This window comes from Corallococcus sp. AB030 (assembly GCF_003668965.1).
Classification (GTDB): Bacteria; Myxococcota; Myxococcia; order Myxococcales; family Myxococcaceae; genus Corallococcus; species Corallococcus exiguus.
The window spans coordinates 1-11,776 of sequence record NZ_RAWQ01000263.1 but is presented as its reverse complement, the minus strand read 5'-3'; the positions used below and the strand labels follow the sequence as shown (position 1 = coordinate 11,776).

Below are 11,776 nucleotides of genomic sequence, written 5' to 3'. Positions count from 1 at the left end.
CCCCAGCCCCCCATCACCTGCAACTCGAAACCGCCCTCGGGGTTCCTGTGCCGCACGAGGATGACCGTCCCATCCAGGTGGGCCAGCGTCATCGGCTCCAATGTCCCTCCGGCCTTCCCCCAGTCATGCACCGCGGACAGCGACAGCATGTACTGCAAGGGATTGCGTGGGCGGCCGAAGAGAAGGTGCTGCGCGTCCAGGACGACTTCTGCTCCCATCAGCCGCGCACCCAGCACGTCCGAGGCGAAGGCCTCCACGTACACAGGTCCCAGCAGGCCCGTCACCACCGCCCCGGCGGGGTGGTAGTCGGGGTTGCCTCGGTTGTTGTAGCGACGCACCAGGTGCCCGGACAGCAGGGTGTAGGACTCCAGGGCGCCCATCCACAGCGAGTTCGGGGCATCCCCTCCCACCGTGAGGATGCGCACCACCTGGCCCCAGTCGGACAGCGTGTCCCAGTCCTCCTTCCGCACGAGGCCGGCCCCTTCCCCACCGCCCCACATCCGCAGCCGCACCGGGGCACCCAGGCCGAGGTGAAGCACTCCGGGTCTGGCGACCACCAACCGCGGCGCCACCTGCAGAAAGCCCTCGTCTCGTCCCACCGTCCCCCGCGAATGCAACGCCAACGTCGTGGTCTCCAGGCTCACGAGGTTCGCCCAGCGCGGGCTTGAGTCGGGCGGCGAGGGGCGCGGAGGAGCGTCCTTGAGCTGTGCCTCTCCCTCCTCACCGGAAGGCTCGAGCGGTACGAACCCATCCGTCTCGGTGAAGAGGGAGTCCACCACCGCTTCAGAGTCCTGGGAGTCGGCAGGCTCCTCCGCCCACCCCGCTCCGGATAACAGCGGCAGCAACACGACGGCCCAGCTCCGACGCACGAACATCGACGCCTCCCGAGAAGGGATCCACTATCGGACGGCCGAAGCCAAAGCGGACCTGGAGGTGAGCAATGCTCCCTCACGTCCCCGCGATGCTCCTCGACGTTGGCGTGAGACTCAGGGAAACGTCACGTCAGGGGCCGGCGTGGTCCCAGGCTGGATCCTCCGCCGCGAACTGTTGGATCCACCCTCGCACGGTGAGTCCCGCGCCGTTCGCTGCTTCCGGCTGGGAGAGGAGCACGTGAGGATTGCCCGGCAGGTAGAAGGTCTTCACGTTCGGCGCCGCGGAAGCGCGGACCGCCTCCAGGCCGGACTGCACCTGCGCGCCTTCCAGTCCGAAGTAGAGGGAGATGGTGCCGTCCTGGAGGTACCCGAGCATCCCGTAGCGCCGGGGAGCGGGGAGCAGCCGCGCGGACGCGCCCAGCACCGCCGACAAGCCCGTGTCGCACCCGGTGCAGCCGGGAGGGAACTCCATGCCCCAGCTCGCGCGCATCGTGCCGTAGCGGCCATCCCCCTGTGTGTTGATGATGAGCCCCGAATCATTCAGCACGTCCACCCGCGCCCAGGGCAGGGCCTTCTGCACGCGCCACGCGTGGAACGTCGCCCCGTAGCCGCCCGCGCTGATGCCGGTGAGCCAGACGCGGTCGGCCTGGGGGAAGGTCGGCTGGAGCCGTCGCAGGTACGCATCCATGTTCCGGGCGCCGACGTGTTCGACCTTCTTGGGGCCGAACCAGTCATACGTCTGGATGCGGGTGCCCGCGTGGAGGTCGCCCGTGCAGTAGGGGATGTAGACGAAGCTCGCGTCGCGGAAGGGATTGCGGACGTCGTCGCGGTCGAAGAGCGCCGCGAGTTCCGGCGCGCGGGCCTCGGCCAGCACGGGAGCCGCACCCATCGTGTCGGTGATGTGCGTGGCCGTGCCCAACGCGCAGGCGGCGGCCTCCCAGCACGCGCCACCGCCCGCGAGGAAGACGACGACCCGCTTGGAGCGGTCCGTGAGGTTGACGGCCATGCCCGTGGACGTCCCGTTCGCGCAGTGGGCGTCGGAGACGGGCACGAACGTCCAGGATTCAGGGGGCGCGTCGATGGGGGCGCCCGCGTCCACCGTGTAGGGGATGGACGGGAGATCGTAGTCACCCGCTCCCGCGTCCGGCGGTCCCCCGCTGTCTCCGGGAGGATTCGCGCAGGCGGAAAGGACCAGGATGCCCAGGAGCGTCACGAGGCGGGTCGGCATGTCTTCGAATAACACACATGCCGTGCGGCGGGCCTCCTCCCCGGCGACGGCCTCCCTCCCTCAGCCGCGCTTCGCACGCAGCGTGGCTGACCTGCCCGTCGGCCCCACCGGCGACCCGATGTCGTCCCCCTGCACGGCGATGATCGCCAAGCCCAGCCCTACCCAGCACCAACCGCGCCACCGCCCCAGGCACCTGGTCGAGTCGGACGCTGCGGGGGGCCATGGGGGATGGCGGGCGCGCAGCCCACTTCACGACCGGTGCTCGCGCTTGATTCGCGCCCGCGTCAGTGCTCGCTCCCTGTCAGGCTGGATCCAGGTTCCATGCCCCCTCCTCCCAGCGCTTCAGCACCTCCGAGGCCTCGAACGCCGCCAACCCTTCGCCGCCCGCTGCATGCTCCAGGACGGCCTTCGCTTCGTGGGTCCTGTAGCGAAGCAGGTATGCCGCTGCCGCGACTCGAACATCCATTCGTGAGTGATTCAGCAGGACCGTGAGTGCCTCGCGACCTTCGTCGCCGATCTCCCGAAGCTTCCTCATCGCGGCCTGGTACTTCTTCGCGTGCTTGTTTCCGGTCTTGGCGTCTCCCCGGAAGATCGCGTCAGTCTGCGCCTCAACGTGAGAGGCGAATTCATCGACGAGTGCCGCAGGCGTCATCGCCAGATTCCCTTCTTGATGTTTTCGATGCCCCCTGCGGACATCATCAGCATCGAGGGGCAGAGCTACCGGTGCAGAGCCGCCGAGGAGAGTGCGGCCGCGCGCAAGACGAAGGCGAAGCGATACGGAAGCACCGTTGTGGAGACAGCCCCCTTGCTTCCGTCCTGACTCCCCTATCGAACGAGGACGGAAGCAATTGCGTAGGGGCGCCCTGACCTTCAGGACAGGGCACGCGGCATCACGGCAGGTACGTCACCTCCAGCTTGGGACGCTTGGACGCGTCCGGGTACTCCCGCGAGTAGTAGCTCGTCGCGTAGTACGGGCCGTTGAGCCGGAAGGAGATGCGCCGGTCGGTGGCGTCCGAAGCGGTCTGGAGCACGGAGATGAAGGCCGGATCCTCCGTGACGCCCACCTGATCGAAGTACGGGTTGACGGAGGGATACCAGATCCACCACGTGCCAAGCAGCGACCAGTACGGCCACGGCTGGTTGTCGTAGGTGATGGTGTATTCGTCCCAGGTGTTGTCCCACAACGGGTACACGTACACGTTGCCATCACCGCCGGGCGAGCGGCCCGTGAACGCCGTGGCGGACAGCTTCACGGCCTGGATGTGGGCCCCCGCGGGGATGCTGCCCAGGTTGAACCGCAGGAAGAACTTCCGGTCCCACCGGTAGTCGATGAGCAGCGACTGCTCGCCGCCGTAGTTCAGCGTGTTCTCACCGTGGTCGCCGCCGGTGATGTACGCATCCGCCTCGGGCTCCAGCGCCACGGTGACGGGCTCGTTGTCCCGGTAGGTGATGGTCAGCGCCGGACGCTGGGCCGCGGTGGCGTACTCACGCGAGCGATAGCGCGTCTTGTAGCCCGGCGAGTGCAGCCGGAAGCTCACCCTCTGGTCGCCCGCGACCTCTCCCTGCACGACGGGAATGAGCGCGGCATTGGAGTTGACGCCCAGCTTGTCCACCGGCGTGTAGTCGTACCAGAGGAACCACTCGCCCACCGGGGTCGCCGCCGGTGCGGGCCGGTTGTTCCAGGTGATGCCCATCTCCTGCCACGAATCGTCCGCGACGAAGGACGTGTAGACATTGCCGTCGCCCCCGTACGCGTAGCCGTCGTAGGCCAGCGCGCTGAGACTGACGGCCGTGATGACCGCATCCGGGGGAATGCTGCTCAAATCGAACCGCAGGTAGGCCTCGGCGTACCCCCGGTTCACGATGAACGTCCCATGGTTCCCGAAATTCGAGTCCGGTCCGTCCGGCGAGACGTAGGAGTCCGCGACGGGCGTGAGCGTCACCGTCGTGGACGCCGCCAGCGCCAGTGACGGGGCCGATAGAGCGGCCACCGCCAGCAGGGTTGTTACAGAAGATGTCGACGGAAGTCTGAAGCGACTCATCATGTCTGCCTTTTCGTGAAGAGAGCATCGATTGCTCCCAATCTCACGGACACGATGGAGTCGGTGTGTATTCAGGCCGGGTTGCATCCCGGGAAATGGAGGGTCGGCCATGAACCAGGCCGCCCGCGCTCAAGGGAAGGTCACATTCCCGAGCGTGATGCTCCGAGGCCCATCTGCCTCCCAGAGCTTGAGCGAGAAGGGCCCGTGGACTTCGGCCGCCGGAGCCTCTGCCTCCACGATCACGCGTCCTTCGCGTTTTCCCGGAAGGATGGACGTTGCTTGCCACACATGCAGGACCTTCAACTCCTGGCCAGACCTGTCTTTGAGCGTCGCCCCCTCCGCCCTCCACGGCAGCGCTCCGGACTTCACCTCAATCCATACATCCACGGCCACCAACTTGCTGGAGCGATAGCTTTTGAAGGTGGTCGCCTTCAGTCCGCTGGCCGGTGTCTTCGCGATGTCCCTTGTCAGGACCTGACCCGCCACACCGCTCGGGTCCAATCCGTCATGGATGAGGAGCCCCGTCAATCCACCCGGCATCTCGTGGTCAGACGCCATCCGAGCCAGTTCGCCCTTGCAACGCAAGACCTCCGCGCGCGCATCCCGGATTTCCTGCTGATACGTCTCAATCGTCCGCTGATTCCGATAGACCTCGATGGTGGCCTCTGCTTTCGCGGGATGCACCTTCAGCAGGAACACGGCGGTCGATGGCGCCGCACCGTTCCGGAAGCGCACTGTCATCTTGAACCGATCGCCCGGAGTGGTGCTCACCGAAGGCACGATCCTGAGGGTGGCCTGCCCCACATCGACCAGGGAGAAGCGTTGTCGGTCTTCCAGTTCAATGCTCTCCCGCTGCAACTCCGAGTCGAAGAGAAGCATCGTGGAAAGGCCCGGGCTGACCACGACTTCACTGACGCCCTCTGTACCCTCCGGGCTCAATTCGATGCGCCGCGCACCTGGCACTGAAGACGAAGCCTCCGGCTGCGCAGCCACCGCATTCCCTATGAGAAGCAGACCCAGGAGGACGACCCGTGATGAAGGAGGCACTCGACAATCTTTCCGTTCGATTCGCTATTCGAACTCAGCGACCGCCTTCACATCGGCGATCGTAAAGATGCGCGCCCGGGAGGGAGCGTCGTCGCCTGGTTCTCGCGCCACCCCCCTCGGCCCCTCTTCCGCATGGACGTCAAAACAGACGGGAAAGCTGTCGCCCTCGGGCGTCGTCGCCCAGGTGAGGCGAGCATAGACACGGTCACGCACGATGCTCCGCCCTGACAGGGCGGTCCTGCCCGGAAGGCCCTTCCAGTCGCCAATGCTGTAGACCTCAACGGGCCCCTCTCCGATTGAAATGACCCGGGGATCTCCCATGGCTAAGCGCGCCGGATGCTTGTCCCCAATGGCTATCCCCCACTTCGCCATGGCCTTCACGGCTCCAATTGGACACGGCTCCGGCGGCGGAGGCTGGCGCACCTGCGGTCCAGGACACGCGAGCGCCGTGCAAGCCGCCGCAGTGCTCACCGCACGGGCCATGACGCCCAGTCCTTTCTTCGCGGGCTTCTGGGGAAAACGAAGGGGCTGCGTGTCTTTCGGCGGCGTCGTCACGGTGGCTGAATCCTCCTGGAGCGTCGCGGGGAGCGCGACGGCCGCGGCGGTGGCCTCCGGCCCGGTGGGGGCCGCGGCGCGGTCAGCTTGAGGCGACTCGGAAGAAGCCGCTACTTCCTGACGGGCCGGGTCGCCCCTCTCGATTCGGGACGGCCAGAGCATCCGCGTCGCCCCCGCTGCGAACAGCACCAGGACCAGCGCAACCGTCGTCCAGGCCCGCGAACGCCCACGCGGTTTCGGCGCCGCCTTCACGGGGGGTCGGGGGACGGTCGTCGCGGCTTCGGCGGCGGGCGGAGTTGCCCGCTTGCCCCGGCGGGGCCGGTACAGGGGCGCACGCAGCCACAGTTCCTCGCTGTCCCGGCCCCCTTCCGTCGTCGCGCTGTCCTCACCGTAGGCATCGCAGAGCGGCACGTTCCACTGCGCGTCCGCGCCCGCCAGCACCCGCTCCAAATCCGTCACGGCGGCCAGGGCACTCAACGTGCGCGTCTCCGGCGTCTTCTCCAGCAGGCGCATGCACACATCGCTCAGCGCTCGGGGGACCCGTGCGTTCTCCACGTGCGGCGCCACCGGCTCGCGGTTCATGACGGCCTCGATGAAGCTGGGGTCGTCGGCCTCGTCGAAAGGCTTCCGTGCCGTCAGCAGCGCGTAGAGGACCAGGCCCATTGCCCATAAATCGTCCGGAGGCCCGGCCTCGTAACGGGCACCGAGCACGTGGACATGCTTCCGGAAGAAGCGCCACGCCTCCGGGGCGCGGTACTCCGGCGTCGCCGGCGGAAGGATGTCCACCGTCAGCCCCCGCGCGCCCTCGTAATCGCCGATGCCGAAGTCCAGCAGCTTGGCCACGCCGTCCGAGGCCCGCACCATGATGTTGGCTTCCTTCACATCCCGGTGCAGCACTCCCACCGCGTGCGAAGCCGCCAGCGCCCGCGCCACGCCCAGCACCACGCGCGCCACCTGTCGCGCAGTGGGGTTCTCTTCGTCCGCCCAGACGTCCAGCCGGCGCCCGTCCACGTACTCCATGGCGATGACGGCGAATTGCGGCGCCCCGGGCGGCCACAAGCCGTATCCCTGAAGTCCCACCACGTTGGGGTGGTGCAGCTTCAAGAGGATGGAGACCTCCCGCTCCACCCGCTCACCCACGCGGGGCAGGTGCAGCAGCTTCAAGGCGAAGGGCTGGCCCGCGTTGCGCGCGAGGTACACCGTGCCGAAGCCGCCCTGCCCCAGCTGACACTCCACCGCGTAGCCCAGCACCTCGGCCCCGGGCGGCAGGATGGCGGGTGGCGGCCTCATGACGTCCTTCCTCGGGAACTCCGGGCCACTCGCATGCGACGTCCTCTCCGCGCGGGCGTGCACGCTGCCAGCAGCCCGGTGTCGTCTGATAAACCTCGCGCGGCACCTGGGATGCCCCAGCTGCGCATCCTCCTCCACCTGCTCCCGAGCCGGTCCCATGAATGAAGAACTGGCCATCACCCTCGGCAGAACCGCCCGTGCCGCCCGCGAAGAGCAGGGCCTGACGCAAGCCGAGGTAGGCCCCCGCGTCGGCCTTCTCTCCACCGTCTACAGCCGCCTGGAGCGCGGGAAGATGCTGCCCAGCGTCCCAACGCTCTACCGGCTGTGCACGGAGCTGAAGGTGTCCCCGGAGGACATGCTGGGCCTCACCGCCCTGGTGCGAGGCCGCAAGGGCCAGCGCCCGCGCCCGCGTGAGGACGAGACCCCCGCCCTGCGGCGGCTGCTCTACCTCGCGCGCAAGCTGGACGCGGAGAAGCTGGAGGCGCTCCTTCATGTCGCCACCGTCCTGACCCGCTGAAGGCTGCTACTTCCGCGGGGGCAGTCCTCCGAACTCGTGCTCCTCCAGCCCTTCAGGGAAGAGGCCACCCTCGCCGAACTCCACCGCGGCCCGCAGGCAACTGCCCTCGGCCAGCACGAGCGCCACCTCTTCGGAAGCCTCGTGGCGCCCATAGCCCGGGTGCCGTTCCGCCAACGCGGCACGGAGCGCGCCACACAGGTCCGCCGCCGTGGCGAAGCGCTCCGTCGGGTCGGCTCGCAGGGCCGTGTGCAGCAGCGCCTTCACGTCCGGCGAGAGCCCCGCGACCGCCGCTTCGACGTCCGCAGGGCTGAACCTCGCGAGCAGGATGCGCATCTGCGTCAGCGGCAGGGAGGGGAGGATCTCAATCCGCAGGGGCGCCAGTCCCGTGGGGACCAGGTGCACGTCCTGCACGTCGAAGAGGTGCTTGCCGGTGAGTAACTCCACCAGCAGCACGCCCAGGCTGAAGACGTCGGAGCGCGGAGACAGCGGCTGCTTTTCCAGGTACTCGGGCGAGGCATAGGCCACGTCCCCCCGGACGAGGTTCATGGGGGACTCCTCGCGCCCCACCATCATCGAGTACGCCGCGCCGAAGTTCGTCAGCTTCACTCCGCCGTGCGCACCCACGTAGACGTGCCGGGGATTGACGTCGCGGTGGATGATGCCGAGCGGCCTGCCCTCCTCGTCCGTCAGCGCGTGTGCATGGTGCAACGCCTCCGCGAGCTCCGCGCCCACGTAGAGGCCGAAGGCCTCGGAGACAGGCCTGCCGCGCGCAACCCCCGCGCTGACCAGCGTCTCCAGCGAAGGCCCGTCCACGTGCTCCATGACGACGTGCAGGAAGTCCTCGTGCACCTTCCGGAAGTAGACCTGGGCGATGCCGGGATGGTTGAGGCGGAAAGCCAGCTGGACCTCCTCCACCAGCCGCTTGCGGCGCAGGTAGGTGGAGGGGTTGGGCAGCCTGCGCACGAGGCAGAGGCCCGACAATGCATCGTCTGCTTCCTGTCGCCGACGGGCCAACATCAGCAGCTCCCCCGTCTGCATCCGCACCAGCTCGCGGACGGCCTCGTAACGGATGCCATCGACGCAGAAGAGGAGGCGCGGCGCCGCGGGCGTCGGCGGAGGCTGGCGACGCGCGGGCTGGGTGCTACCTCCGCGGTCGGGGGTGGACGGGGTCATGACTCCTCCGGGCATGAGCAGGGGCGCGAGCGCGCCGCACGGGGAGTCTTCACTTATTGAACTTTAAAAGTCCACCATGCTGAATCTATCAGGTGTTCTTCATGACCGGCGCGACGCCCTCCGCCTCTCAGGAGGTACCCAACGTTTGCTTCAGCTTCGCCAGCAGGTTGAGCGCGTCCAGCGGCGTCATCCGGTCAATGGATGCGGTCCGGAGTGACTCCAGCACCTCCGCATGCTCGGGAGGCGCGGCCACGGGAGCCGGCTGCGGAGCCCCACCGAACAGGCCCAGCTGTCCCGCGTTCACCGGGGCCACGCGCTTCGTGGAGCGCACCGCCACGCGGGGACGGCCCGCGTCGTCCAGCTCACCGGACTCCAGGTTCTGGAGCAGCTCGCGGGCGCGCGACACCACCTCCGGCGGCAGGCCCGCGAGCTTCGCGACCTCGATGCCGTAGGAGCGGCTGGCCCCGCCAGGAATCAGCTTGCGCAGGAAGATGACCTTGCCGCCCTGCTCCTTCACGGCGATGCACAGGTTCTTCACCCGGGGCCGCTCGCGCGCCAGGTCCACCAGCTCATGGTAGTGCGTGGCGAAGAGCGCTCTCGCGCCCACCTTGTCGTGGATGTGCTCCGCCACCGCCCACGCGATGGACAAGCCGTCGAACGTGGACGTGCCTCGGCCAATCTCATCCAGGATGACCAGGCTCTTCCTGGTGGCGTGATGGAGGATGTGGCTGGTCTCCGTCATCTCCACCATGAACGTGGACTGCCCTCGGGCCAGGTTGTCCGCCGCGCCCACGCGCGTGAAGATTCGGTCGCACAGGCCGATGCGCGCCGCCTTCGCCGGCACGAACGAGCCCGCCTGCGCCATCAGCGCCGTCAGCGCCACCTGCCGCATCACCGTGCTCTTGCCCGCCATGTTCGGGCCGGTGATGACCAAGAGCTGCGCGTCCTCTGGATCCAACCGCACGTCGTTGGGGACGAAGGACTCGCCGGAGCCCAGCATCCGCTCCACCACCGGGTGCCGGCCGCCCGTGATCGTCAGCCCCTCGCCCGTGTCCACCTGGGGCCGCGTATAGCCGTACTCCGCCGCGCACCGCGCGAAGGACACCAGCGCGTCCGCCGTGGCCACCGCCTCCGCCGCGGAACGGATGCGCGGCGCCGCGGCGATGACCTTCGTGCGCAGCTCCTCGAACAGCTGGAGCTCCAGCACCACGCGGCGCTCCTCCGCGGTGAGGACCTTCTCCTCGTACTCCTTCAGCTCCTCGGTGACGAAGCGCTCCGCGCCCACCGTGGTCTGCTTGCGGATGTAGTCCTTGGGCACCGCGTGGAGGTTCGCCTTCGTCACCTCCAGGTAGTAGCCGAACACCTTGTTGTAGCGGATCTTCAGCGAGGAGATGCCCGTGCGGTCCTTCTCCCGCTGCTCCAGCTTGAGCAGGTAGTCCTTGCCCGTGGTGGACAGCGCCACCAGGTCATCCAGCTCCGCGTGGTAGCCCGGCCGGATGAAGCCGCCGTCGCGGATGACCACCGGCGGCTCGTCCGTCACCGCGCGCATCAGCAGGTCCGCCAGCTCCGGCAGCGCGCCCAGCGGCCCGGACAGCGACTTCAAGAGCGACGCGTCACACCGCGCGAGCGCCGCGCCCAGCTTCGGCAGCTGCGTCAGCGACAGCCCCAACGCGCGCAAATCCCTCGCGTTGCCCGCGCCCAGCGACAGCCGGCCGCAAAGCCGCTCCAGGTCGCCCACCTCCTTGAGGGTGGCCACCAGCTCCTCGCGCCACACGCTCTTGCCGGACAGCTCCTCCACCGCGTCCAGCCGCGCTTCGATCTCCGGCAGCGAGCACAGCGGCGCGGACAGCCAGCGCGCCAGCTTCCGCGCGCCCAGGCCCGTGGCCGTCCTGTCCAACACGCCCAGCAGCGACCCCTTGCGGCCGCCGTCGCGCAGGCTCTTGAGCACCTCCAGGTTGCCCCGCGAGGACTCGTCCATCACCAGGCAGCCCGCGCGCTCCTGGCGCGACAGCCGGTCCACGTGCGCCGCGGGCGTCTTCTGCGTGTCCTTGAGGTAGCGCAGCGCGGCCCCGGCCGCCCCGGTGGCCAGCGGCGAGCCGTCCAACCCGAACGCGGACAGCGACTGCACGTTGAAGTGCGAGCGCAGGAACGCGGAGGCCCGGGTGTGCTCGAAGGCCGCGCCCTCGCTCTCCGCCACGGCCGGCACGCGCGACAGCCGCTGGCACACCTGAACCACCTCCGGCGCGTCCCGCATGCCCTGCGGCACCAGCAGCTCGCGCGGCTCCACGCGCGACAGGCCCTCCACCAGCTCCGACAGGCCCTGCGCCTCGAAGGTGTAGAACTCGCCGGTGGACGCCTCCAGCAGCGCCGCGCCGAAGCCCGCTTCCCCCCAGCACACGGCCGCGAGGAAGTTGCTGGCCTGCGGCTCCAGCACCTCGTCGTCCAGCACCATGCCGGGGGTGATGACCCGCGTCACTTCCCGCTGCACGATGCCCGGCCCCGCGCCCGGCTCCGTCACCTGCTCGCAGATGGCGACCTTGAGGCCGTGCTCCACCAGCTTCGCGATGTACCGGCGCGAGGAGTGGTACGGCACCCCGCACATGGGGATCTTGTCCGCGCCCTTGGCCCGGGCCGTGAGGGTGATCTGGAGAAGCTCCGAGGCCTTCACCGCGTCCTCGAAGAACATCTCGTAGAAGTCACCCAGCCGGAAGAAGAGCACCGTGTCCGGATGGAGCGCCTTCACCTCCAGGTACTGGCGCATCATCGGGGTCAGGGAAGCGATCTCCCGCGCACCCGCGGGGGCCTCTCCCGCTCCGACTTCCGGAGTCGTGTCCACGTCGGGCAGCACCACGTCCGCCGCCTTGCCTGTCTTCGCCTGCTGCGTCAACGCCATCCCCGACCTTCTCTCACGACCTTACCCCCGGATCAACGAACCGGCGCCCCTACCTGGTGCGTATGCCTACCACCGGCGTCCGACATTTCGGCGGGCTCCTTTCCGAAAACGGTTTGCTGGCCCTCCGCCCCCCGGCAGGCTGCCCGGCGACATGGCGAC

Annotated in this window: 8 protein-coding genes and 1 pseudogene; 1 reads left to right on the top strand and 8 read right to left on the bottom strand. The window is 68.5% G+C overall.

All coding sequences use genetic code 11. The features are described 5' to 3' along the window. The 6 genes and pseudogenes from D7Y15_RS38825 to D7Y15_RS38800 all read right to left on the bottom strand — a co-directional run. Positions 1–875: pseudogene (locus D7Y15_RS38825) on the bottom strand (hypothetical protein); the annotation flags it as partial. Positions 876–1,002: 127 nt separating this feature from the next. Continuing rightward, a complete protein-coding gene (locus tag D7Y15_RS38820; protein ID WP_121755718.1) occupies positions 1,003–2,100 on the bottom strand; it encodes a pectin acetylesterase-family hydrolase in 1,098 nt (365 codons plus the stop codon). A 301-nt stretch (positions 2,101–2,401) separates the two neighbouring features. Beyond that, the gene (locus tag D7Y15_RS38815; protein WP_121755717.1) at positions 2,402–2,752 is read right to left on the bottom strand and encodes a DUF2019 domain-containing protein; all 351 of its coding nucleotides are present in this window, start codon (positions 2,750–2,752) and stop codon (positions 2,402–2,404) included. 238 nt (positions 2,753–2,990) lie between these two features. Continuing rightward, positions 2,991–4,145, bottom strand: coding sequence for a DNRLRE domain-containing protein (locus tag D7Y15_RS38810; RefSeq protein WP_158626947.1), 1,155 nt, complete (start codon positions 4,143–4,145; stop codon positions 2,991–2,993). Positions 4,146–4,271: 126 nt separating this feature from the next. After that, positions 4,272–5,189, bottom strand: coding sequence for a DUF2381 family protein (locus tag D7Y15_RS38805; protein WP_169819861.1), 918 nt, complete (start codon positions 5,187–5,189; stop codon positions 4,272–4,274). Positions 5,190–5,213: 24 nt separating this feature from the next. Then, positions 5,214–7,034, bottom strand: a complete 1,821-nt coding sequence (locus tag D7Y15_RS38800) for a serine/threonine-protein kinase (RefSeq protein ID WP_121755715.1) — start codon at positions 7,032–7,034, stop codon at positions 5,214–5,216. 157 nt (positions 7,035–7,191) lie between these two features. On the opposite strand from D7Y15_RS38800, the gene D7Y15_RS38795 reads away from it, so the two are divergent. Beyond that, the gene (locus D7Y15_RS38795) at positions 7,192–7,551 is read left to right on the top strand and encodes a helix-turn-helix transcriptional regulator (protein ID WP_120580430.1); all 360 of its coding nucleotides are present in this window, start codon (positions 7,192–7,194) and stop codon (positions 7,549–7,551) included. A gap of 6 nt (positions 7,552–7,557) precedes the next feature. On the opposite strand, the gene D7Y15_RS38790 is transcribed toward D7Y15_RS38795, so the two are convergent. Both D7Y15_RS38790 and mutS read right to left on the bottom strand, forming a co-directional pair. Next, the gene (locus tag D7Y15_RS38790; RefSeq protein ID WP_121755714.1) at positions 7,558–8,724 is read right to left on the bottom strand and encodes a serine/threonine-protein kinase; all 1,167 of its coding nucleotides are present in this window, start codon (positions 8,722–8,724) and stop codon (positions 7,558–7,560) included. Between the two features lie 127 nt (positions 8,725–8,851). Next, positions 8,852–11,617, bottom strand: a complete 2,766-nt coding sequence (gene mutS, locus D7Y15_RS38785) for a DNA mismatch repair protein MutS (protein WP_121755713.1) — start codon at positions 11,615–11,617, stop codon at positions 8,852–8,854. Between the last annotated feature and the right edge of the window lie 159 nt (positions 11,618–11,776).

Bases quoted from the DNA above. Each gene is read 5' to 3' on its own strand.
- D7Y15_RS38800 (WP_121755715.1), bottom strand. From the start codon at position 7,034: ATGAGGCCGCCACCCGCCATCCTGCCGCCCGGGGCCGAGGTGCTGGGC.
- D7Y15_RS38795 (WP_120580430.1), top strand. From the start codon at position 7,192: ATGAATGAAGAACTGGCCATCACCCTCGGCAGAACCGCCCGTGCCGCC.
- D7Y15_RS38790 (WP_121755714.1), bottom strand. From the start codon at position 8,724: ATGACCCCGTCCACCCCCGACCGCGGAGGTAGCACCCAGCCCGCGCGT.
- mutS (WP_121755713.1), bottom strand. From the start codon at position 11,617: ATGGCGTTGACGCAGCAGGCGAAGACAGGCAAGGCGGCGGACGTGGTG.
- D7Y15_RS38815 (WP_121755717.1), bottom strand. From the start codon at position 2,752: ATGACGCCTGCGGCACTCGTCGATGAATTCGCCTCTCACGTTGAGGCG.
- D7Y15_RS38820 (WP_121755718.1), bottom strand. From the start codon at position 2,100: ATGCCGACCCGCCTCGTGACGCTCCTGGGCATCCTGGTCCTTTCCGCC.
- D7Y15_RS38810 (WP_158626947.1), bottom strand. From the start codon at position 4,145: ATGATGAGTCGCTTCAGACTTCCGTCGACATCTTCTGTAACAACCCTG.